This is a genomic window from Dysgonomonas mossii DSM 22836 (assembly GCF_000213575.1).
Lineage (GTDB): Bacteria > Bacteroidota > Bacteroidia > Bacteroidales > Dysgonomonadaceae > Dysgonomonas > Dysgonomonas mossii.
This window is the reverse complement of sequence record NZ_GL892011.1, coordinates 18,870-41,363: the sequence shown is the minus strand read 5'-3', so window position 1 is coordinate 41,363 and position 22,494 is coordinate 18,870. Positions and strand designations below refer to the sequence as shown.

At 40.3% G+C, this 22,494-nt stretch carries 16 protein-coding genes; 8 read left to right on the top strand and 8 right to left on the bottom strand.

Translation table 11 applies throughout. From position 1 onward, the window contains the following. Positions 1 to 24 precede the first annotated feature (24 nt). The 4 genes from HMPREF9456_RS14850 to HMPREF9456_RS14835 all read right to left on the bottom strand — a co-directional run bounded on the left by HMPREF9456_RS14850 (position 25) and on the right by HMPREF9456_RS14835 (position 9,839). Positions 25 to 5,619 carry an N-6 DNA methylase gene (locus tag HMPREF9456_RS14850; RefSeq protein WP_006844380.1) on the bottom strand — a complete coding sequence of 1,865 codons (5,595 nt, stop codon included), beginning with the start codon at positions 5,617 to 5,619 and terminating at the stop codon, positions 25 to 27. After that, on the bottom strand, positions 5,606 to 6,052 hold the full coding sequence (locus HMPREF9456_RS14845; RefSeq protein ID WP_006844379.1) for a DUF1896 family protein: 447 nt from the start codon (positions 6,050 to 6,052) through the stop codon (positions 5,606 to 5,608). Before HMPREF9456_RS14845 ends, HMPREF9456_RS14850 begins: the two co-directional genes overlap by 14 nt. 159 nt (positions 6,053 to 6,211) lie before the next feature. Further along, positions 6,212 to 8,311 carry a type IA DNA topoisomerase gene (locus HMPREF9456_RS14840; protein ID WP_006844378.1) on the bottom strand — a complete coding sequence of 700 codons (2,100 nt, stop codon included), beginning with the start codon at positions 8,309 to 8,311 and terminating at the stop codon, positions 6,212 to 6,214. A gap of 28 nt (positions 8,312 to 8,339) precedes the next feature. Continuing rightward, positions 8,340 to 9,839 carry a DUF3945 domain-containing protein gene (locus HMPREF9456_RS14835; RefSeq protein WP_006844377.1) on the bottom strand — a complete coding sequence of 500 codons (1,500 nt, stop codon included), beginning with the start codon at positions 9,837 to 9,839 and terminating at the stop codon, positions 8,340 to 8,342. Between the two features lie 304 nt (positions 9,840 to 10,143). Here HMPREF9456_RS14835 and HMPREF9456_RS14830 point away from each other — a divergent pair, with 304 nt between their 5' ends. Beyond that, the gene (locus HMPREF9456_RS14830) at positions 10,144 to 10,935 is read left to right on the top strand and encodes a DUF2971 domain-containing protein (RefSeq protein WP_006844376.1); all 792 of its coding nucleotides are present in this window, start codon (positions 10,144 to 10,146) and stop codon (positions 10,933 to 10,935) included. 94 nt (positions 10,936 to 11,029) lie between these two features. Here the strand turns inward: HMPREF9456_RS14830 and mobC are convergent, their stop codons facing one another. Further along, positions 11,030 to 13,036 carry a conjugal transfer protein MobC gene (mobC, locus tag HMPREF9456_RS14825; RefSeq protein WP_006844375.1) on the bottom strand — a complete coding sequence of 669 codons (2,007 nt, stop codon included), beginning with the start codon at positions 13,034 to 13,036 and terminating at the stop codon, positions 11,030 to 11,032. Between the two features lie 184 nt (positions 13,037 to 13,220). Here mobC and HMPREF9456_RS14820 point away from each other — a divergent pair, with 184 nt between their 5' ends. Beyond that, positions 13,221 to 13,694: an HU family DNA-binding protein gene (locus tag HMPREF9456_RS14820; protein WP_006844374.1), complete on the top strand. Its 474-nt coding sequence runs from the start codon at positions 13,221 to 13,223 to the stop codon at positions 13,692 to 13,694. 261 nt (positions 13,695 to 13,955) lie between these two features. Continuing rightward, positions 13,956 to 15,200, top strand: coding sequence for an SMEK domain-containing protein (locus tag HMPREF9456_RS14815; RefSeq protein WP_006844373.1), 1,245 nt, complete (start codon positions 13,956 to 13,958; stop codon positions 15,198 to 15,200). 147 nt (positions 15,201 to 15,347) lie between these two features. Here HMPREF9456_RS14815 and HMPREF9456_RS14810 read toward each other — a convergent pair whose 3' ends face one another. The 3 genes from HMPREF9456_RS14810 to mobA all read right to left on the bottom strand — a co-directional run bounded on the left by HMPREF9456_RS14810 (position 15,348) and on the right by mobA (position 18,909). Further along, positions 15,348 to 17,129: an MFS transporter gene (locus tag HMPREF9456_RS14810; protein WP_006844372.1), complete on the bottom strand. Its 1,782-nt coding sequence runs from the start codon at positions 17,127 to 17,129 to the stop codon at positions 15,348 to 15,350. A 98-nt stretch (positions 17,130 to 17,227) separates the two neighbouring features. Next, positions 17,228 to 18,487 (bottom strand): conjugal transfer protein MobB, encoded by a 1,260-nt coding sequence (gene mobB / locus HMPREF9456_RS14805; protein WP_006844371.1) that lies wholly within the window; start codon positions 18,485 to 18,487, stop codon positions 17,228 to 17,230. Further along, entirely contained in the window at positions 18,472 to 18,909 is a 438-nt protein-coding gene (mobA, locus tag HMPREF9456_RS14800) for a conjugal transfer protein MobA (protein ID WP_006844370.1), read from the bottom strand. The genes mobB and mobA overlap by 16 nt, the downstream gene beginning before the upstream one ends. Positions 18,910 to 19,559: 650 nt before the next feature. Here mobA and HMPREF9456_RS14795 point away from each other — a divergent pair. The 5 genes from HMPREF9456_RS14795 to HMPREF9456_RS14775 all read left to right on the top strand — a co-directional run bounded on the left by HMPREF9456_RS14795 (position 19,560) and on the right by HMPREF9456_RS14775 (position 22,472). After that, complete coding sequence (locus HMPREF9456_RS14795; RefSeq protein ID WP_006844369.1) at positions 19,560 to 20,312, top strand: ParA family protein; 753 nt, start codon at positions 19,560 to 19,562, stop codon at positions 20,310 to 20,312. 6 nt (positions 20,313 to 20,318) lie between these two features. After that, positions 20,319 to 20,780: a DUF3408 domain-containing protein gene (locus HMPREF9456_RS14790; RefSeq protein WP_006844368.1), complete on the top strand. Its 462-nt coding sequence runs from the start codon at positions 20,319 to 20,321 to the stop codon at positions 20,778 to 20,780. Between the two features lie 18 nt (positions 20,781 to 20,798). After that, the gene (locus tag HMPREF9456_RS14785) at positions 20,799 to 21,254 is read left to right on the top strand and encodes a DUF3408 domain-containing protein (protein WP_006844367.1); all 456 of its coding nucleotides are present in this window, start codon (positions 20,799 to 20,801) and stop codon (positions 21,252 to 21,254) included. Positions 21,255 to 21,256: 2 nt separating this feature from the next. Next, the gene (locus tag HMPREF9456_RS14780) at positions 21,257 to 22,015 is read left to right on the top strand and encodes a hypothetical protein (RefSeq protein WP_006844366.1); all 759 of its coding nucleotides are present in this window, start codon (positions 21,257 to 21,259) and stop codon (positions 22,013 to 22,015) included. 154 nt (positions 22,016 to 22,169) lie between these two features. Then, entirely contained in the window at positions 22,170 to 22,472 is a 303-nt protein-coding gene (locus HMPREF9456_RS14775; protein ID WP_018075063.1) for a DUF4134 domain-containing protein, read from the top strand. The last annotated feature ends 22 nt before the right edge of the window (positions 22,473 to 22,494 follow it).

Below are 22,494 nucleotides of genomic sequence, written 5' to 3'. Positions count from 1 at the left end.
TGATGACAGGAACGGGCTTTACTCTTACAATTTGAAATTTTTAGATGATTCCTTCTTCTCCACTTTCGGCGGACTACCGCCCACCGATGCAATAATAAGCCTGTCCCCCATTATTTCTTTTACTCCTTGCAAAGTATTGGGCAATGGTGCATCCTGAACAGTTGATGCTTCGGATTTACCTTGCGACTGGTTCTGATTGTTGGTAGAAACAGTCTTATCAGGTACACTTTCCGCCTGTCCTTCGGTTTCACTGATTGGGGTAAGTGAAAGTTGGATTTCACGGTCTAACTTAATCAAATCGTCTTTCAAAACTTTCAGTTCCGGCTCCTTGCGCCAAGTACCTTCGATTACTTCTTTGAGTACCGGAACGTCTTTTTGCAGTTTTTCATTATCTGCCTGGTACCTTTCCAACAATTTCGGCATCGTTTCAAGTGCATTTAAGAAATTCTGCGCTGCCGTTTTCGGATCGGTGGCCATAACTCCATGATTGTAGTTATACAGAATTTCTCCTTCTCCCTTAACGAAAAAGCGGTTCTGTTTTACAATAAAACCGTCTTTGTTACTTGATTCGGATTTTACAAGCAAGTTAAAACTGTACAGGGTTCCGATAGGCTGATATAATCCGTAAGTTTCGGCTTTATCCGCTATTTCATTGAGCTTTAAGCCGACTTCTTTCAGGTTACTTCCCTGCAATCCGTTTAACTGCACAGGATTGAGCCGTGTGCCATCAGGTGCCTGCTGAACACGTGAATTGAACGCTTCCACATCTTTGGATATACGGTTAATAAATCCGTTATTCTTCTCCACATCAGACATAATTCCTTCCAACTTATAGCGGGATGATGATTTTCCACGCATAAAGGCTTGCCGTTCCGATTCAAGGGAAGCGATTTTCTTTTCTAATCGTGCTTTCTCCAGTAATTCGGTGTTGCCCGAAAGAATAGCGACATATTCAGAGAAATTCATACCGCCTTTTTCGTCCATGCTGCCCTCGTCAATGGTACGGCTACCCAGTGAGTTATTTTTCAACTGCCGGATAAAGAGTTGCTTGTTATGCAATAACCCGAACTTATATGCATCCAATGATTTTTCAACGGCATAAATAAGTACATCTACTTTGTTATCAGCATACAATTTGGCTATATCATTACCTTTGCGAATGCCCCGACCGTCCCGTTGTTCCAGATCTGACGGTCGCCAGGGCGCATCTAAATGATGGATTGCAACACATCTTTTCTGTGCATTTACTCCGGTTCCCAACATTTCGGTAGAGCCAAACAGAACACGGATTTTGCCCTCATTCATATCCTTAATCATGGTTTTACGAGCCTTGTCCGTTTTGGCTTCCTGAATAAAGCGTATTTCGTGAGCCGGGATTCCGTAGTCATCCATCAGCTTACGCTTTATCTCGGAGCATGGGTTCCATTGTCCGGGCTTGTAAGTACCTAAATCGGAAAAGATGAACTGGGTAGCCTTATGCCCGTCATACTTTTTATAATAGTCCGATACCATTTTAGCGACATGGGATGCTTTATTATCCACATTGTCGCCGTATTTAACAGGATCAATGAGCCGCATATCGAGCGACATTTTGCGGGCATAGTCCGTCGCTATCAGCATTTTTGCTTTTTCTTCACTTTCCGATAGTTTCGGACGTCCTAACAGTTCGGCATTACCTGTTTTGGCGAACTCTACCAACTTCTTAATAAACTCCTGTTGGTCGGGTGTAGGCGGAATATTATGCAAGATTTCATTCTTTACAGGTCGGTCGATACCAATATCTTCCGCAGAACGATAGTCCGTAATTTCAGCATAAAAAGCCGCTAATTCGGGTACTTTGATAAAATACCTGAACCGTTCTTTCTGTACAATTTCATTCGTCACCGAAAACTCATAATCTATCGACTTTTTGGCAAAAATGGCTGCCCATGCGTCAAAGGTGGTAATACCCTGACGTTCCAGTTCATTCGGGCGGAGATACTTGAATAACAGGTATAACTCCGTCAGACTATTGGAAATGGTTGTACCCGAAAGGAAAGTCGCACCCAAATCTTTATTCGTCCTGTCCTGAATGGTACGCAGGGCAAAAAGCATATTAAGTGCCCGTTGTGAACCGTCGGCGTTACCCAGACCTGCAACTCTGTCATGGCGGGTAGTAAAGGTCAGGTTTTTAAATCGGTGTGATTCATCAACATAGAGGTGGTCAATACCCATTAGCCGGAAGTCCACCGTATCATCGGTGCGGGTTTTAATCTGGTGGGCTACGTTCTCCAGTTTGGCTTCAAGGTTTAATTGCCTTTTGACTAAGCCTTTTTCCATAGCACGGGAAATCTCTTTGCCCTGTGCCCGTAACACGTCCAGATTTTCTTCCACTGAATCGAGTTCCGACTGTAATATCCGTTGCTGTATTTCGGGCGACTGGGGTATCATGCCGAACTGTTCGTGTGTTAAAATAATAGCATCCCAGTTATTATTTTTCATTTCATTGAAAATCCGCATACGTTTGGCAGGAGTAAAATCTTCCTTGCCCGGATATAAAACCTTTGCATTGGGGTAAGCCGTACAAAAAGTTTGGGCTATCTCATGTACATTGGCTTTGAGAGCCATAATGAGCGGTTTGTTTACCAGTCCCAATCGTTTTTTCTCATAGGCGCTTACACACATTATCAGGGTTTTACCGCCGCCAACCTCGTGGTCGATTATGCCCCCGCCATTGAGTTTGTCCATCCAGACGGCATCTTTCTGGCTTTTATACAGGTCGGGAATACCCAAGCCTTTCAAATCCAATCCGGGGAACTCTTGGTGGCTTCCATCGTAATCAGGACGGACAAAGCAATTAAATGTGCGGTTATATTTATCCGCCAACCGGTTTTTGAACTCCGGCGATTGCTCGTTCAGCCATTCGGTAAAGCCGTTCCGTATCTCGTCAATCTTGGAGTTGGCGAGTTGGATTGATTCGGCATCACGCACTTTTACCTCTACCGTTTCCCCGTCAATTACCTTATTAACTTTCTTGGTAATATCGGGAGAGGTATTGTGTAGGGCGTGTTTCATCAGGGCTACCCCGTCAAATGTCCGGCTTTGAGCTTTTACGGCATACTGGTCGTAAATTTTTACGTTTTTGCTGTCAGCTTTCAGGCTGTACTCATCACGGCTTTGTGCATAGTGAATTGAGACATTGGTATCGAACAAATGTGAAGCATATTTGCTGTAAATACCTGTCGGAATCCACCGTTCCCCGAAATTAAAATCCAAATCCTCGAAAGGTATCGGGCGGGGCGTTGCTTCCCGTAATGCCGTCAGGGATTCTTTTGCCGCTTCATGGTCGGGGTGGTTTTCTACATACTGCTCGACGTGTTCCGCTTTTGAAATGACGTTACCGCTTATGAACTTGTCTTTAATTTCATAAGAGCCTATCATCGGATTAAAAAATATCTGTCCTTTCAGTTCCTCCAGTATTTCATCCGAAGTTCCTCCGGTAAGCCCTGCTATATATTCAAGATTTACCGTTGCATATTTGTTGAGTGAAGCGGTCAGGGCTTCCCGTGCGTTATCGGCATGGGTAATCTCATTCGGATTAAATGCAACCGGTTGTTGGAAAATATCGGCTTTGACGGCTTTACCATCTATATACCGTTCCAGAGAAAGAATTTCCGTTCCTCCGGCATCCATTTTAATAAGGCTAAGATTTTTCGCATCGTTTATGTTTCCGAAACGACGGGTAAAATCATCATACAGTCGGTTGAGCATTTCCCTTAATGCAGGATTGGCTTCCAACTTTGTCGCTTCGTTGCTGTACAGGTGGTGATAAGTGTCCCGTACTTCAATATAAAGGGATGCTTTCGCCTCCTGTGTTCCGGTGAGCTGAAGCGGATGGAACATCGGCTGAAATCCGTCCAAATCACGCAAATAACCGATACGATTAGTTGAGTCGGTAACAAGTGAGCCTTCACGATAATGGGATGGTATATCTTCCAATAGGAAAGGAACAGGTTTCATGCGTTCCTGCTGTTCCCGTTCGGCTTCTTCTTTCAGCCGTTCCAACTGTTCCTCCCGTCGGGCATCAAATACGGGATAGGCTGCGGCAGTTTCCTGTTGCAGCTTTTCCCTTTTCTCATGCGCATTTACTATCATTTCTTCCCGCCAGTCCATAAACGGCGGTTCCTTTGCTTTGCTCGCTTGCGATTTGGATTTTCTACCCCGTTTTTTAGGCTTGTTTACCTGACTGCGTTCCTCTTGGGTAAAGCCAAAAAGGTCATAGAGCGTAATTAATGGTTGCTCTGTAACGGATTTAGGTTTCGCCTCCGGAGTCGGTTCTTTTTTAATGGCAGGATCGTCCATATCGAAAAGAGTACCTGAATAAGTTTGCTGTTGTTTGGACTGTTCCGGTTTAATTTCAATAGCAGGTTTAATCGCTTCGGTTACTTCTATCCGCGATTGCAGTTGTGCCAAACTTTCCTGTGCATGGGATTGATAACGCTGCAAATCCAAATGTTGGGAGAAATCTTCTTTCAACATTTGCCGTAAATCTTTAGCTATGCCGTCAATTCCTCCCTCGTGGGTAAAGACAATCGCAGGTTTACCGTATGGATCGGTGTCGATTTTGGAACGTGTTTGTATAACCCTGTTAAAATCACGGAACAGGTTATTAATCGATATGCCATTGGATAACTTGCGGGATTCGATAAAATTCTGCTGTCGCTGACTGGGTAGGATATTTTTATTGTTCCGTTGTAATACAATCAGGTCACTGCCGACTTCCGTTCCGGCATGGTCGGAAAAGAGGTTGTTCGGCAAACGGATAGCTGAAACCACATCGCAGGTGTCCATCAGGTATTCCCGTATCGGTTTATTCTGTTCCGAATTAAGTACGCCCTGACTGGTAATAAAGGCAATTATCCCGCCCTCTCTGGCCGACATAACACTTTTTACAAAAAAGTAGTTGTGGATAGCCTGTGTTGATTGTTTGACGGCGGGTATTTCATGGTTGGAAAGTAGCGGATCGAATACCGAAACATCCCCAAATGGAATATTGGAAGCAATCACATCAAAATGCTGTGAATAACGTCCTTCCATTTTTTCGTAACCCTCAATCCTTACTTTATCTTCGGGATAGAGGTGTGAAAGAATTTTACCTGTCAGCAGGTCTTTTTCAAAACTGGTTACTTTAGCTTCGGGTGCGATTTCTTTGAAGGAAGAAATAAACGCACCTGTTCCGGCACTGGGTTCTAAAAACCGTGTCGGTGTTATTCCCCTATCCTTTAGCGCATCTGCCAACGCATCAATTACAGGCTTCGGCGTGTAAAATGCCGTCAGGATAGAACTTTTCAGGGAACTGACATAGCGTTTGTAAACTTCCGGTGTGGGGGAATTTTCACGGAGTACCTCGTGAAGTTCCCGTACTAACGGAAAAAGCTCGATTTCGGACTTAGGCCACCGCTCAATATCTTCGGGTTTGTCGGCAGGGTTAAGGATTGCCTTAATTCCTCCGAACCCTGAATATTTAGCGAATATTTCCCGTTCTTTGGGAGTTGCCTTCTTTTGTTCCTTATCGAGCCTTAACGCTAACTTTATTGCATCAATGTTCTGATGCAAATGAGTTCGCTTATTGTAACTCATTTTCGAGCAGTATCAGGATTGTGCCGACAAGCTCTGTATAAAGCGACTGGTACTCTGTCGTTTCGGCATAATCATCACTGAGGTTGTATTTAGCAAATACCGCCTGACATTCGGGCATTAGTTCTTTTGCCTTTGCCTGGGCTTCACCCGGAGAAACTTCGTCGAAAAACTCATTCCAAAGTATTTCGACAATCATATTATAAGGAGAAAAGTGTAAACCTTTGAATAAGGCTTCATTTGCGATTTCGGCTGCCTGAATATGGTCTAAACCGCTTTTTACCGCTTCGCTGTATGCTTCGGCTGCCATATCCCCACGTCCGGCGATAAAGGAAAGGTCATTTGCTTTGTCGGGGTGGGAATCACGTAAATAAGATAATAGATTGAGCCGGAAGTACGACATTTCCGCAGGCTCTAAATTTGAATTGTATTTCATTACTATGAATTTTTTAGTGGAAACTGTTGATTTGAATATGCAAAAGGCACCGGGGTATCCCTCCCCAGTGCCACCACTAAAAAATTCAATAGCACCTGATTTAACAATTTCTCATCAAACCTGTGGCGTATGAACTTCTTAGTGGCAAATATAACATTTTTATTTCCGTTTCTTGTTGAAACCTGTTTTAGGTGGGAACGAAAAGACGGTTTTATATTCGCCGTCAAAGGTTACGGCAGCATCAAAAGGCTTATTCTCTTTGCTCTTAAAGCCCTTAATAACTCCTGTCTTGCCTTTGGTAAGCAGGTCTTTCAGTTGTCCGTCAGTCAGGTCTTTACCTGATTTGTTCCGGAATACCGTCAGTCCGCATCCTTCATTGTTACACTTGACTACCTTTTGGAATATGGTTACCTGACCGTTTTTACATTTAGGACATGGGCAGTTCTCTCTTGTATTGCCACCTTCGATTTTCTTCTCCAGTAATTCGGTTGTAATCTGTGCGGCATATACTTCGATACTCCGATGAAATGTATCGGCATCCATTTCTCCCGTTGCTATTTTATTCAAAGCATTTTCCCATGCTCCGGTCATAGCTACGTCCGCTATTTTTTTATCACGGATAGCCATATAAACTACCAATCCTTTATTGGTCGGGACAAGGGATTTTTTTTCACGCTGGATATATTCACGGGAAAATAATGTTTCGATAATGGCGGCACGGGTGGCAGGTGTTCCGATACCCGATTCTTTGAGAGCTTCCCGCTCGGCTTCATCAGTAAGTTCTTTGCCGCAGGTTTCCATAGAAGATAATAAACTACTTTCCGTATGTAACGGGCGGGGCTTGGTTTGCTTCTCCAATAAATCCATTCCCTTAATGGGAAGTACATCACCATCAGACAGGGACGGAAGTGCCGGAGCATCGTCTTCGCCTTTTTCTTCATCTGGAGCATTCAATACTGCACGCCAACCTGGAATAAGAATAACGCTGCCTTTGACCGAAAACGAAACGCCCGAAGCATCCAATGAAACACTTGTGTTTTCTTTGGTACATTTACCCGAAAAGGCTTCCAACATACGAACGGCAATCATATCATATATGATACGTTGGTCTGCTGATAGTTCGCCCGGTATGTTTTCGGTAATTATCAAGGCGTGGTGATCTGTTACTTTCGTATTCTTTACAGAATGCTGGTTCAGACATGCTTCTGATAACGATTTTGCATAACTGCCGAATGGAGTGTAACCGGATAGCTGACCGATAAGGGCAGGTATCTCGGCAAAAACATCATCGGAAATATAACGGCTTCCCGTTCTCGGATAGGAAATGAACTTCGCTTCATAAAGCGACTGGGCTACCGACAGGGTTTTATCTGCCGAAAAACTATGCCGGCTGTTCGCTTCTTTCTGTAATGTAGTTAAATCGTAGAGCAATGGCGGCTCCTGATTAGCTTCTTTTTTCTCAACGCTTATCACGTTTACGGATTCTGCGGAACGGACACGGTTTAAGATTTCGTCTGCTTCCTGCTTGGTGCCAAATCGTTCTGTGGAAATAGCGGCGAATTGGGTCGCATCTTTTGCCGTATGGAGTTTTACCTGAAAATAAGTTTGCGGCTTGAACTCTTTGTTTTCGAGGTAACGGCTGCAAATCATGGCAAGTGTGGGTGTTTGTACCCGCCCTAATGACCATACCCCGTACCCGGCAGATATTGATAAAGCGCCGGTAGCGTTCAAACCGACAACCCAATCGGCTTGGCTCCGGGCTTTGGCTGAAGCGTACAGGTTGTCGTATTCCTTTCCCGGACGTAGGTTCTCCAATCCACCCCGGATAGCCTGATCCGTGAGTGAACTTATCCAAAGACGGTCGAAAGGTTTGGTGCATTCGAGATAATTATATATGTAGCGGAAAATGGCTTCGCCCTCTCGACCTGCATCGCAACAATTAATAATGAGTTCGCATTTATTAAATAACTCTTTGATAACTTTAAGTTGCTTCATCACGCCGGGGTCATTCTTATACCCCTTACCGTCTTTGATTTGACGGGGTATCAACTTAAATTCTGCGGGAAGTATCGGCAGGTTTTCAGCCTGAAATCCTGTGATACCATAATCCTGTGGCATTGCCAACCCTACGAGGTGGCCGAATGCCCATGTAACGGCGTATCCGTTACCTTCCAGATAACCGTCCTTGCGGTTATTCGCTCCAACTATGGCTGCAATACTTTGAGCCACAGACGGTTTTTCAGCAATCAAAACGTTCATTTACTATTGGATTTTTTAGTGGTTGATATTACATTTTATGTCCTGTGGATTTTTTCACAGGCTTTCTAACTCCTTGCTGTTGCTTCTGCTCTTTGTTCTGATTCTCGGTAGGCTTTTGCTGACCTTGTTTCAGGGGTTCTTTTGAGTGCTTGGTCGCTTCATTGGTTTTACCCTGTGAATTGACAGCAACTTGTGTTTTGCTTTCGTTGGCAGGAGTTACTTCTGCCCCTTGCTTCTTGGCTCTGTCGGGATTCCATTTAAAGAAATCCAGTTTGCCTTTTTCATTATTGACCTTTACATAGGCATTGAAAGGCTCGCCTTTTCCGTCTTTCACCATTCCCTGAACATAAACGGCTTTCCCTTCCCGGAGAGAGTTCTGCTGTTTCTCATCCAAATCAACGCCTAAAAGTTTTTTAGGAATACGGACTTGGTTTTGCTGTTCTCTGCCCTGGCTCTGTTCCTGTTTATTGTTCTGTTGGTACTTATTGCGGTCTAATCCGTCATAATTAAAATCATAACCGCCTTTAGCTGCATTGAACTGAACATAAGCATCAAACTTTTTGGGATTATCGGTTCCGATTGTCTTTTTAGAGGTCATTCCCTCTACGAGTACCTTTTTTCCTTCTTTTAGTGCCTGTTGCTGTTCGGGAGATAGTTCAACGCCTTTCAGATTTTGAGAAACAGTGAGTTTATCAAGGGGTACAGCTTCCAATCGGTTGGTCAGCTTGTCAATAGAAATAAGCGACGGTACTTTTTCGCCCGGTATCGGCTCCAGTTCTACCACCCTGCCACCGTTACCCGTTGCTAACAGGCTTTCTTTTACATCGTTCGGAAGCATGATCCCCTGAAACGGTTTTTCCAAATCAACCTGTTGCTGATATGGATGTGGAGTAAATTTCAGGCTGCCGTCCGGTTGTTCCTCCAGTGAAAGGCGGGCTTGCATGGGATAGTCCACGCCCTCTATATTAGGATTGATATCTACAAGATGCGGGGATTTATACCCGTAACTCATGGCTTTGAGTTCGCCTTCCAGATTTTCGGGTTTAATGCCGTATTTCTGATACTCGCTTTCAGGAATACGGCTTGTATCGAATTGCTTAAATTCGGTCTTTTGTTCGGTTGTTGGTGTCGCTTCCATTTTTTCGTCTTTTTTTTCGGTCACTACTTCTTTTTCTGTTTTCTTAGTCGATTGTTCCTGTTCGTTATTCAGGTAATCCTTCGGATTAATACGGTACTTTTCCAAATCTTCTTCTTTGATATGCAGGATTTTATCAAGCATATCAACTGTTACGGCATAAAATCCCGTATGTGAGGGATTCTTAGCCTGATTAAAGAAGTTTTTGAAAAAGTTTTCGAGGGGATCGGCGTGTTTGTCAATTTTGATAAAATCACTTTGCTTCGCCTTCATGGGGTCTATGGCATCAATCTTTCCTTTTTTGTCGATGCCTTTCACGACTTTGAGTTTGTTGCCTTCTCCTTCATCTCGCATCAGGAGAACCTTGTCTTTCGGATTTAATTTTTCATCCATGATTAAACTGTTTTTAGTTCTGCATCACTATTAATGCAGAATAAAAGTAGCGGTAATCAGGATGTTAGCTGTTGATTTTTAGGCAGGTGGTCGCTTGTGGCTCCGATTTGGCAGTGAGTGGCGCTGAGAGCAAGAAAAACTACGATTATTTAAATCAGTTCAGTGGAGAAGATGTATCTTTGTTTTTGTATTTCAGCACAATATCAATGTCGATGCCGTAATTAACAAACTACAAAAGAAGAAGGGGGACAACGGGTAAATCCAGCTATTCTCCATTTGCTTTTGATTATATAAGAGATACCACATGATGGATGCTAAAACCAATTCAAAAGAAAAAAAGCAGAGGTTGTTGTATAAATACCTCGACATCAATGGCGCAAAAGCAATGCTTTCAAACAGCAATTTGCAGTTTACCAACGCCACAAAACTTAATGATCCGTTTGATTGTCATCCAGCACTTATTGATTTTTCTAAAATTACTCCCGAACAAGCCTATCCTTGGGGAAAAGAAGACACCATTTCGTTAAAAATCAATCCATACGAAAGAAATAGAGATGAAGCATGGATTTGTTGTCTTTCAAAAGTATTTGATTCAATATTGATGTGGAGTTACTACAACAAGCATGAGGGTGTTTGCATCGGAGTAGATGTTCAAAATATCGAACAATACATTAACTATATGCTTGGAAAAATGGTTTTTCCACCTTATGAGGTAGAATATAAGAATATTATCGAGAAACCAGATTTCTTTACCGGGAACAAAGATTTTTTTCTTTATCAGATATTAACGAAAGGCAAAGAATGGGCACACGAACAAGAGGTGAGAATATTTATTTTTGGCCCTCATATGATGTGTATGAATATGCATCTACCTTATGAACTCAAAGACGAGAACGAAGTGATAGATTGGAAAGAAGTTCGCGCCTATCCGACAATCGGTACCGAGTGTTTTGCCGCTCTTTATTTGGGCGTAAATATCAGTCGAGAAGATAAAGAAGAGATAATCCAGTTAGCCAGAAAATTAAATCCAGATATGCGGGTTTATCAAATGTTGGTAAATCCGAATGCGTTCAAGTTGGATTTTGAACTGATCTGAGTCAATCACAGCTAATATAGTTCTTTTACAAAAGAAATAATTCCAACGAAAAAGAGCCGAAAATCCGGCTCTTACATTATATATATGTATAAAATTATTCCTGTTGTAATAAATGAGCCAATGCAGGATCATCCTTAATTCGTTGTAATTCTTCAGCGACAATCTGTTTCGTTTCCTCTTTGATACGGTTGTAGTTAAGTTGTATCTGCTCTTTCATTTTATTTTCTCCGTTTTCGTCTGTAAAATCGGTAATTACAGGGATGGATTGATATACTTTAGTTTCTGCGGCTACCTTCGCATTGTCCACTACAATTTCGCAATGGAAAATTTTCTGCTCAATACGCTCATCAAAATTGTCGGCTATGGCTCCGACAAACATGCCTTGTGTAAGATTGGAAATTTTCGATGGCGGTATCAGGCTATCCATTTGGGTGCTGATAGAGGTCGATTTATCATTGCGGTTGATAGTCATAGACTGACGTTTCTGTAATACTTTTCCGAACCTGTCGGAAAGCGTTTTGGCTGTTTCTCCTACAACCTGACCGGAAAAAATATTTCCGACGGTATTCATCACGACTTTTGCTTCTTTATCTCCGTAATCCCTTGTTAATTGCGAAAAATCCTGAAATCCTAAAAGTACAGCAACCTTGTTGCTTCGGGCAGTTGCGATAAGGTTGTCCAGACCTTTGAAATATATTGTGGGCAACTCGTCGATGACTACCGAACTTTTTAGTTGTCCCTTTTTGTTTATAAGTTTTACAATACGAGAATTATAAAGCCCCAGAGCTGCACCATAAATATTTTGCCTGTCGGGATTGTTGCCGACTACCAATACTTTCGGATCGTCAGGATTGTTTATATCCAACGTAAATTCGTCGCCCGACATTACCCAATATAACTGCGGACTAATCATGCGGGATAACGGAATTTTTGCACTCGCAATTTGCCCCATCAACTGATCGGCTGCACCTCCGAGCCACGCATCCATAAAGGGGCTTAGGTAATTTTCGAGTTCAGGATAAGAAGTTAAAATAGGGAATATATCTTCATATCGTTTGTTCAAAAATTCTATTGCGTGCGGAAATGTGCAATACTTTCCATCCTTATATATGCGTAGATACCATATAATAGAAGCAAATAAAATAATCGGAGATTCCACAAAGAAATCGCCTTGCTTCTGCACCCACGTTTTATTGAGGTTGAGCATAATTGTATAGCTCGATTCGTAAGCATCGCTAATGTCATCCATGAAAGAGGGATTAATCGGGTTACATCGGTGGGAACGTGACGGATCATCGAAATTGATAACATAAAATGTAGGAACTTTTTTATAGCCTAATTGATTATTAAGCAAGTGGTTGTAAGCTATTGTAGAAAGGTCTGGAAATTTAAAGTCGTAAATATACATCGAAAAACCTTTCTCCACCTGTTGTTTTATGTACTGATTAACAACGGCGTATGATTTACCACTACCCGGAGTTCCCAACACGATACTGGCTCGAAACGGGTTTACCACGTTAATCCAACCCCGCCATTCTTTTTTCTTATACCAAAACTTTGTAGGCAGATTTACGGAATATTCACTCTGCAATAGCCGTGTTTCCTGCATAAACGATTCGTTTTCCATATTGAAAACGTCGTCCATAAGATTGTTCTTCAGCAATCGGCTCATCCATAATCCACCAACCAATAGGAACAGATAACCTGCTGACATTGTCAGGATATAAAAACCTGTTGTTGCCGAAGTGGGTAATGGCAGGTCGAGTATCCACCAGTTCATAAAGAACAGGATAAAACCAATTGTCAGAAAAACATAGATTTTCGGCCATGTGATTTTTTCCTCTTTAACTCCCTTAGTTCCCAGACAGGAAAGAGCAAGGAAAACTACGGCAAATAATTTGGTATAAAGAATATTGCCGAATAGTCCGGCAGTCCGATCAAAGTTCAGTAGTATCTTATCAACTACCGAAATATTAATTCCCCATTCCCGCAAACCGTAATAGCAGAACCAATAAATGTTTATCACTACGAATATTATGCTTATTGCCCGCATAAATTCCATGACCTTAGCAAGTCCTCTTAAATCATCTTCTTGTTGCATAATCTTAAAAAATTAAATGTTTGAGAAGCGAAATTAGAGAGGTTGTTCTTGTAAATAATTGATTTTATGCCATGTGGTAGTTTGTGGCTTCGATTTGGCAGTGAGTGGCGTTATTCATCTTTTTTTATCTGATTTATCTATACTATGAATTAATTATAGTATAACCCTTTAAAAATTAAATCACATGGGATTAAAGTATGTAGTAGCCAAACAGGTATTCGGGTTTGACCAAACCAAAACAGAGAAGTTCGTACCAAAACAGGTTGTTACCGGACAAATATCATTCAGCAAATTATGTACGCAGGTCGGGCAGATATGCGGAGCGCACCGGGGTACTGTACAGTTAGTAATAGCCGGACTGGTAGATGCGTTGGTTAATAACCTTGATGACGGCAAAAGTGTAAAGCTGGGAGAGTTCGGAACTTTCCGCCCAGCTATTCGTGCAAAGGCTTCGGATAAAGAAGAAGATGCCAACGCAAATGCAATTTACCGCCGTCGTATCATTTTCACTCCGGGAACGGCACTCAAAGATGCTATGAATAATACAAGTATTACCCGCTATTTGAAACCGGATACGGATTATACAGTGACAGGTAATAATAATGGGAATAATGATTCTGGTAACGATGATGATGGTTTTATTGATCCTACGGCTTGAAAATTAAAAAATGCAGTAAAAGCGAAGTTAAATTGACTTCGCTTTTTTTATGTCCATAATATCAAACGGTAAACAAAAATTTTCCTGTGTTTAACAGAGATATCTTTGCGTTAAACAAAAAAAAATACTTTTTACAGCACCTGAGGTTCCTACATTATTTTTGTCGACAGCATGTAACTTAATAATCAAATAGTTCTGTGTTTATTTATGTGATGCGAAATGAAAAAAGTATCTTTGTGCTGACTTTTAAATTTATACCAAATGTTACAGACAGGGACTTATTTTGAGAAAATAGTAGAAATGCTTAATGCTTTTCGAACAGAGGTTCATACGTGTTCCACTTTAGGATTATTGAATATAAATAAACATTCTGAGAATTTTATTAGGACAATTCTTAATTTGACTTATGGATATGAGTTAGAGAACTTAAATAAAGGCAAATCAAATTTTCCCGGAATTGACATAGGAGATATAGGAGAAGGAGTTGCATTTCAAATAACATCCACAAAAAAATCAGAAAAAGTAGATGACACTTTAACTACTTGCCTTAAATACAAGCATTATGAAACATTTAAAACTATAAATATATTTGTACTCACATCTAAACAAGGATCTTACACCTTGAAAACTTCAACTGAACCTTATTTTACATTTTCCCCGGAAACTAATATTCTTGATTTCAGTGATTTACTCAGAGATATTGAGCAAATAGAGCCGAGACGAATAAAAGCAATTTATGAGTTTGTTAGTTCTGAACTGCAAGCTACAATTAAATTGATTAATGAAGAAGTCAGCGATAAAAGAGTACTTGTTAATATTGCAGAAGGAGCAAGCAAAAGTAATATGCCATATTATTACCGTTGGCAATCCATTGTGTCAAATAAAAACAAGAACATCACTGTTCCTGAGATACATACTTCATTAAACACATTCCTTCCCTCAACAGTTCTAAAAAGTCAATTCTTGCCAACTCTAAATCAGGTATTTCGCACAATAAGCTCAAGCAAAGAAATATTTTATTGCAATAATATATCTGGTAGCGGGATTTCGAATTTTTTCCATGGAGAAGCGTTGTTAATAGAGAATTCATCATTAATAACTGAAAGGGTGGTTTATACTAACGACAAAATTTTAATCAACTTACTGCCTGAAATGTTATCATTAATAACTGAAATTTTGTTCTTCTTCAAACAGTCTAAAAATAAGTTCGAGATTGATATTAAAATTTCTTTGGATTCAAATATTGATACTTATTTTCATCCAAATCAATCCTTAGTAGTTAATCAAGTACTAAATTCTTATATATTAGAATCTCCGTTTGAACTACATGAGAAACTGACTGACATTAAAACACCTACTTTAAGAGAATTACTCCAAAAAATTATTCATGGATTTATCTGTAAACAACCTAACTTTTTAACAAATGAACCATTCTTAGCTATTGACAATGAAAAAACTGAAACTTCAATTAACGGCATTAAGAATTGTTTGAACATAACTGATTGATTTGATATAATACACACATCTGCCTACATACCACATACCTACGTTTCTTCTTTTTCTTGTGATGTGGCTAGGGCATTTCTACTTTAGAGTATCTCTGATTATCAGAATCGGGAATTCATCGTAGCGGTAATTTGGCAGTCAATGGCTTTATATAATCCTACGGTCTCTGATATAGCCTTTCTTCGATAAGTCGATTTCAAATTTTTTATACAACTTAAATCCATCAATAGATTGCTTAAGTATATTAATCCATTTTCCATCAACTTTTTCTTCGATAGCTGATTCCAGAACAATACAAAGGTTTTCTTGAAGATTCATATATGTATCTTTCTTATTATCAGGATCATTTTTGGTAACTTTAGAACCTATTGATACAAATTTCTCAATAGCCCTTCTCATTAAGTCATCAGAAAATATTTTATCTCTAATTATGTGCAACATTTCTGCTTTCACTTCATTCAATACAAGATTGTTTAGTTTATTTTTATTAAATAATTCATCTAAAATATCCAAAAGTCCTAAAAATGGGATTTTACACTTTGTATTTTTATATATGTGAACTGTTTGCTTGAAAGGAAAATACAAATACTTTATTGATGCAACTTCATCTTTCGAAATATAATTAATAAATATATCTTTTTTGTAGTTAAGAATAATATTATATAACATACATTTTATTCCATTTGAAGTTTGCAATTCCATTACCGCACATTCTAAAACATATATAACATTGAAAACTTCTTTCAATAAATGTGCTTTTCGGTTGGCTAAAAGCATTTCGGAATACTTTTTCATTTGTCGCAATGGCTCAATAACTATGTCATATTTTTCAGTCAAGGAATAATGAAGAGTCTTTGAGTAAGAAATATTTTTAGGAGCAATATCTAATATTGACTTCTTTGAGAAAGAATTATATAAGTCAATAATATATTCACAGACCCCTTCTTCATCGTGTTTAATCGCTTTGTTAAATAGTTTTTCCAGATTAATACTAAAGTCAAGATAGTTATACTTGCTAAAATTTAAAAATTGAGAAAAATCTTCTTTATGAATGTTTTCAAGTATCAAATACTCAAGACTAAACAACGACCTAATAATTGAAAATGAATATTTTTCATTTTTCTCTTTAATCGCACAGTCATAAATATCTGACAACAAAGTAGTAAGTTTAAAATACAATCGCCTATAATCCAAACTAAATTTATTTTCTTCTTTATTCTGGATATTTTGCTTAAAAAATAAAGGAATTTTAGATGTAATAATCTCTAAACTTGTGTAGTCATAATCCTTAATACTTGTTATCCCAATTTCATATATGATATTAATTGGGTCTTTATGATAATAAGAAGAAATATTATTTTCTTCTTCAGCATAGATTTCATCAAGTATTCTATCTTCATTTATCAAACCAAAAATTGAATCTATTTTACTTCTACTGTGGGAGTTTTCTAATACGTCATTAAATGCAGGAAAAATAAAGAAAAAACTTACAATTGAAAGAACTATCGAAGATATGAATAAAAAATTAGTATATCCGTCAGCATTTGTTGCCTCTCCCAAATAATACAATGAGTATATGAGTAATATTATAGATGATATCAAAAATGTTATAGATGCTTTTGCTTTTCTATTCTTGAGAAAATTAGAAATAGCGTATCTTCCATAATAACGATGAGATACATTAAAAGATAAAATTAAAAAAGAAAAAACTATACTAACAAACAGCCCAATTATTACAAGAACAGAATTTAGAATTTTGATTTGGCTTTCAACTGTAGGGAAGTTAAGAGATAAAGAATCTGTGTTAAAAATGAAGAAACCTATAATAAAAAGCAGCATCAAACAGAGAAACACTTTCCAATTAAAAAAAATATTATTCCATGGTTTTTCATGTAATAATTTATAATAATGATATTTACATCTTTCCATTGAATGAGTTTTATAAAACTGTACGTTCGCAAATATAAGAAATATATCGCAATGAGAACTTTTATCAATCATTTTAAAATCATATTGTTATACTTACTTTACATCTGCCTCCCATACCTGCGTTTCTTCTTTTTCTTTCGGCGTGGTAATGGCATTTCTTCTTTAGGATGGTTCTCCGGTTCCGGATTAAGGATTGAGAAAAGCCCACCGGTTACACTATCCGAAGTGTAACTGTTATCATGGTGTGTGCCTGGCTGAATATTATTGTAAACATCAGAAAGACGGGTGTCTTTGACTGGCTCTTGTACCTGTTCATGTTTTCCGCCATACAGGTCATTGAAAACATTAGCGGAATATTCCTTACCCAGTCGTGAACCGTTCAGGATAGTACGTGTAGTATGGTCTATAAATGTAGCACCATATATCCGTCCGTCATCATTTCGTCTGAACAGAACATCAATATCCTGCTGCCTTAGCTTCGCTCGGAACTCGCTCTCACTTTGGCTGCCCTGCTTGGCTTCCGATACCGCTTTCAGCGTATGTGCTTTCAGGTTTTTAATTTTAATACGTTCGGCAGATTTCTCCATACGCTTTTCAAGCCCGTCATAGCCGACCGACTTCCCGAATATGGAAGATTTTAACGGATTGCCGACTTTGTTGCCCTCACTATCCAATGCGGAATAAAGCAATCCCCGATACGGTTTACCTTTTGCCTCGCCTTTCAGTTCCTCTACATTTATATTATAGATGGAAAGGACAGCTTTATATTCTCCCATACTCTGAAAGTGGTACATCGAAGCCAACGGTTTGATAACGGATGCAATCTGTTTTTTAAAATCGCCCTTTGAAGCATCGACAGGTATAAGTTCCCACCCTTCGGAACGTTTTTGTCCCTCCGCCGGATGCAGGTTATATTTGCGTTCCAAATCTTCAGTTATGGCTTTGCTGCGCTCGTGCTCTTTGTAACCGTCGATTTTCTTTCCCTCACTATCCACCCGGAGCGAAACAATATGTATATGCTCCCGCCCGATGTCCTCATGCTTAAAAATAAGGTAAGGCTGATTGCCATATCCCAATTTCTCCATGTATTCCCGTCCGATGTCCGCCAGTTGGTCGTCTGTCAGGCGGTCATCAGGATGCGGGTTTATTGATACATGGAAAACTGGTTTTTCGGTACGGAAGTGAGCCGGGACAAACTGCATAAAATCGTTCATACATTCCGAAACATTGAATTGTCCGTCAGTAGGTTCAAACACAAGATTACTTCCCAGAATCTTCCCCAAACCCTCGTCCACTTTCTCCTGATTGTATGCCAACGAACCATACAGGTTGCTACCGATATTTATTTTTGCGACCATTGTTCCTTAAATTCTTCCGATAATTCCAGAATTTTCTTACCTGTTTCTGCTAATTCTACGGTAGCCTTTTCCAATTTATAGAGCAAAGCGAGTGCTTTTTTCTCTGAAAAATTGCTGTGCAATTCCTTTACAACTTGGTTGTAATTCGTTCCAACGGAGCGGAATTGTGCATAAAAAGAAGTGAGTTTGGTAACATATTCCATAGCGGAACGGTCGATTTTTACCACACGAAACTCATCCCCGAATACACGGGCAGCGATAAAACGAGCCTTCGATTGCAGCCCTGATTGCTCAAACATGGTGAGGAACCGGGCATGTTCTACTGCGGTGAAGTTTACCGAATAACGGTAATTCGCCGGATCAGTCTTGGGGTTTCTACCCCCTTTTCCCCTTTTGGGGAGATTCTTTGCATTTTCATTCATACGTCGGATTTTTTAGTGGTACAATCCGTCGTTAGGCACCCTTGCCGTCTTTACAATCATCGCCCGAATGATTCAATCTAAGCAACCGACTTCGGAGGTTGCGCCCCCCGGAGGGGCAAGCATTTTTTGCAGCAAAACGGTTTCCGTGCAGCAAAAAATACAGCTTGCTATTTGCCATGTCGCAAATAAAATCTGTCCTGAACAGGGACAAATATGAATGCGAGGTAACGAGCGAAAATGACGGTCGGATATCTCACGACATTTCATGCAGCAAAGTTACAGGCTAAAGTAACGCACTGTATTACAAGCATCGACGCCACTCGCTGCCAAATCGACGCCACTCACTGCCACCTCGTAAAAAAGTGATGATTCTGCTAATAAATAGGTTTTTATTTGCAGAGAAAATGACTGTATGAACAGACAGCCGGATAGCTGTACGGATATAAAAACATACAATCGGCTATATGGAGATATAGCCGGATGAATAGCTAAACAAATAGCTGACTAAATAAATGACTGGCTAAACGGCTAAACAGCCGGACGGACAAACAGCCAAACGGCTCAACGGTCAAACGTATGGCTGAACAGCCAGACGGTTGTTCAGCCGGACAGAGATACAAACGATGTGTAATAATTTAAAATTTCAGACAATGGAAAAGAAAACTTTGAACGTGGCTTTCAGCACCCAAAAGGGGGGAGCCGGAAAAACAACTCTTACGGTGTTGGTAGCTTCCTACCTGCACTATGTGCGTGGCTACAACATAGCCGTGATTGATTGTGACTTTCCGCAACACTCGATTGCGGAAATGCGTGAGCGTGATTTGCAAATGTCGATGGATGATGACCATTACAAGCTCATGGCTTACGAGCAGTTTTCTTCTTTAGGGAAAAAGGCTTATGAAGTTATCGAAAGTAGCCCTGAAAACGCAATGGAAGATGCACAGGATGTAATTGAAGTATTGAAACCCGACTTTGTGTTCTTCGACCTGCCCGGAACCATCAACAATCCGGCGGTTGTACATACACTTTCTCTCATGGATTACATTATTGCTCCGATCAGTGCTGACAGATTGGTACTGGAAAGCACCCTGCAATATGTGATTACGGTCAATGATGCCCTGATTACGCCCGGCAAAGCCAAAATCAAGGGGCTGTACCTACTTTGGAATCTCGTAGATGGACGGGAGAAAACCGAACTCTACGAAGTGTATGAGGATGTGATTGATAAACTGGGGTTCCCGCTTTTCAAAACATTCCTGCCCGATAGTAAGCGGTTCCGCCGGGAGCAGTCGGTAAACCATAAAGCCCTGTTCCGCTCTACATTGTTCCCTGCGGATAGAGCATTGGTAAGGGGCAGCAACCTCGATGCCCTGATAGATGAAATGTTGGAAACTTTAAAATAACAGGTTATGGCAAAAAAGAAAGAAGAAGTAAACCTGAATGAGATTGATGCCAGTTTTGTCATATCCTCATTCAAGAATAAGGAACGGCGGAATAATCCGAGTTCCATACCCAAAGCATTGGTTCCTGAACACGAAAAGAAACAGGAACAGGATGCAGAAAGCGGAGAACCTGAAAAAACGGAAGTTGTTCAGGAAGAATCTCCTCGTGAGGAAACTAAACGGAAACGCAGTAAATCACCTGATTATGAAAGCCTGTTTATTCAGGAGGTAGGTATCACGGCACGCACCGGAAAATCTGTTTACATACGCAAAGACCACCACGAAAAGATTATGAAGATCGTTCAGGTCATCGGTAAAAATCAGGTGTCTTTATTCAGCTATATAGATAATGTACTGTCCCAACATTTTGCCGCTTATCAGGATGAGATAACGGAATTGTACAATAAAAATAACGAAGGAATTTTCTAACAATAAAACAATCAAATTATGATAACAAGTCCATTTTTAATAGATAGCGGAGATAAGGCAATGATAGGAATTGTCCTCTGCGGTTTGGTGATACTGGCGATAATTATTCTGCCAAAAGTTATGCGCTATAAGAAACGTATGCAGAAAGACTACGAAGAAAAAGCGGCTCCCGAAATAGAAATGATAGTCGTTCCGGGTGAAGAAACGATACCCGAACCGCCTGTGATACCCGGCTATAAAAAACAGTTTCTTGTTAATGTCGGTATCCCCACAAGAAAAGGAAAATTAGTCAGTATCCGTAAGGAATACCATAACCGGATTTCAAAGATTGTAGGGGTTATAGGTAAAAATGAAGTTACCATATTCAGCTATATAGATAATGTATTGAAGCATCATTTTGAAACTTTTCAGGATGAGATTTCAGAACAGTATAAGAAAAATAACAATGATGATTACCTAAACCCCAAAAAGTAAGGATGGAAAAGATATTTATAACTGTAATTGTGTTGTATGCCCTTTTTGTCGGAATCTACTTCCTATGGGCAAGAGCAGGGAAAAGGCGAAAAAAGAACATCGTCGGTCAGGGTAGTTCCATTCAGGAAACGGGTCGTTTGAAGGAAAATATTGTCGGAAAAAGCAGATTTGATTTAAGCGCATCAACGCCACTCGCTGCCAAATCGGAGCCACTCACTGCCACCTCGCTAAAATCTGATAATCAGGCAGAAAATCCCAATATATTTGCTTCGGCTAACGAGGTAAAGCCATCGGCAGAGGTGCCGCAGGAGGAATTGGACGAAGCGTTTTCCGATACTCCACCGGATGAAGATAACGAGCCGATGGATATAGATTATCCGCTCGAATATGAAGTGACGGAAGTAAACGAAGATGAGCCGGAGGATGAGGAAGAAGAAACGGAAGAAGTGGAAGGCACGGCACAAGCCATACTTGCATCAGGCGTTCAGTTCGATGATCTGGGAAATGCGGTTCGCACGGTGAACCGGACGAATGAAGCAACGCCGGAGCAAAAGCAAAAGGCGGGCGATACTTTACTGGAGATGCGGCAGACCGATATGTTTGAACAGGTGATTTCGGGTAAACCTGATGCGAAGCGAATCGTTACCGACCTTATGGCTGAAAGCCTTTCGGCTTTCTATGAGCGGAAAGATAAGGAAGCCGGAACTACCGGAAGCGGAAAGAAGGCTCCAGACAGTTTTAATATCAGAGATTTCGCTTAATGCGAGTATTAATAATAATGTAAAACAAAGAAAGATGAAAGAACGAGATTACGGCTAACGAAGATAGCCCCCACTAAAAAATTCAGTAGTAACAAGATTTATCAACCCGGTATCGGGATTATCCACCCCGATACCATTTTAACAATTTCTCATTATGACAAAGAAAAAATTTCTTATGTCGGCAGCCTTTATCTTGGCTGCTGTTTCAAGTGCATTCGCTCAAGGCAACGGGATTGGAGGTATCACGGAAGCCACCAATATGGTGACAAGTTATTTTGACCCCGGCACGAAGTTGATATACGCTATCGGAGCCGTTGTCGGCTTGATTGGTGGCGTAAAAGTGTACGGAAAATTCAGTTCCGGTGATCCCGATACGTCGAAAACCGCCGCTTCGTGGTTCGGTGCATGTATATTTCTTATCGTTGCCGCTACCATCCTACGCTCCTTCTTCCTTTAATCAACTTCATACAGAAAAAGAG

What these genes read in the sequence shown, in the direction of transcription:
- HMPREF9456_RS14845 (WP_006844379.1), bottom strand. Translation starts at nt 6,052, where the DNA reads ATGAAATACAATTCAAATTTAGAGCCTGCGGAAATGTCGTACTTCCGG.
- mobB (WP_006844371.1), bottom strand. Translation starts at nt 18,487, where the DNA reads ATGGTCGCAAAAATAAATATCGGTAGCAACCTGTATGGTTCGTTGGCA.
- HMPREF9456_RS14790 (WP_006844368.1), top strand. Translation starts at nt 20,319, where the DNA reads ATGGCAAAAAAGAAAGAAGAAGTAAACCTGAATGAGATTGATGCCAGT.
- HMPREF9456_RS14815 (WP_006844373.1), top strand. Translation starts at nt 13,956, where the DNA reads ATGTTACAGACAGGGACTTATTTTGAGAAAATAGTAGAAATGCTTAAT.
- HMPREF9456_RS14795 (WP_006844369.1), top strand. Translation starts at nt 19,560, where the DNA reads ATGGAAAAGAAAACTTTGAACGTGGCTTTCAGCACCCAAAAGGGGGGA.
- HMPREF9456_RS14810 (WP_006844372.1), bottom strand. Translation starts at nt 17,129, where the DNA reads ATGGAAAGATGTAAATATCATTATTATAAATTATTACATGAAAAACCA.
- HMPREF9456_RS14820 (WP_006844374.1), top strand. Translation starts at nt 13,221, where the DNA reads ATGGGATTAAAGTATGTAGTAGCCAAACAGGTATTCGGGTTTGACCAA.
- HMPREF9456_RS14840 (WP_006844378.1), bottom strand. Translation starts at nt 8,311, where the DNA reads ATGAACGTTTTGATTGCTGAAAAACCGTCTGTGGCTCAAAGTATTGCA.
- HMPREF9456_RS14835 (WP_006844377.1), bottom strand. Translation starts at nt 9,839, where the DNA reads ATGGATGAAAAATTAAATCCGAAAGACAAGGTTCTCCTGATGCGAGAT.
- HMPREF9456_RS14785 (WP_006844367.1), top strand. Translation starts at nt 20,799, where the DNA reads ATGATAACAAGTCCATTTTTAATAGATAGCGGAGATAAGGCAATGATA.
- mobA (WP_006844370.1), bottom strand. Translation starts at nt 18,909, where the DNA reads ATGAATGAAAATGCAAAGAATCTCCCCAAAAGGGGAAAAGGGGGTAGA.
- HMPREF9456_RS14850 (WP_006844380.1), bottom strand. Translation starts at nt 5,619, where the DNA reads ATGAGTTACAATAAGCGAACTCATTTGCATCAGAACATTGATGCAATA.
- HMPREF9456_RS14780 (WP_006844366.1), top strand. Translation starts at nt 21,257, where the DNA reads ATGGAAAAGATATTTATAACTGTAATTGTGTTGTATGCCCTTTTTGTC.
- HMPREF9456_RS14775 (WP_018075063.1), top strand. Translation starts at nt 22,170, where the DNA reads ATGACAAAGAAAAAATTTCTTATGTCGGCAGCCTTTATCTTGGCTGCT.
- mobC (WP_006844375.1), bottom strand. Translation starts at nt 13,036, where the DNA reads ATGCAACAAGAAGATGATTTAAGAGGACTTGCTAAGGTCATGGAATTT.
- HMPREF9456_RS14830 (WP_006844376.1), top strand. Translation starts at nt 10,144, where the DNA reads ATGATGGATGCTAAAACCAATTCAAAAGAAAAAAAGCAGAGGTTGTTG.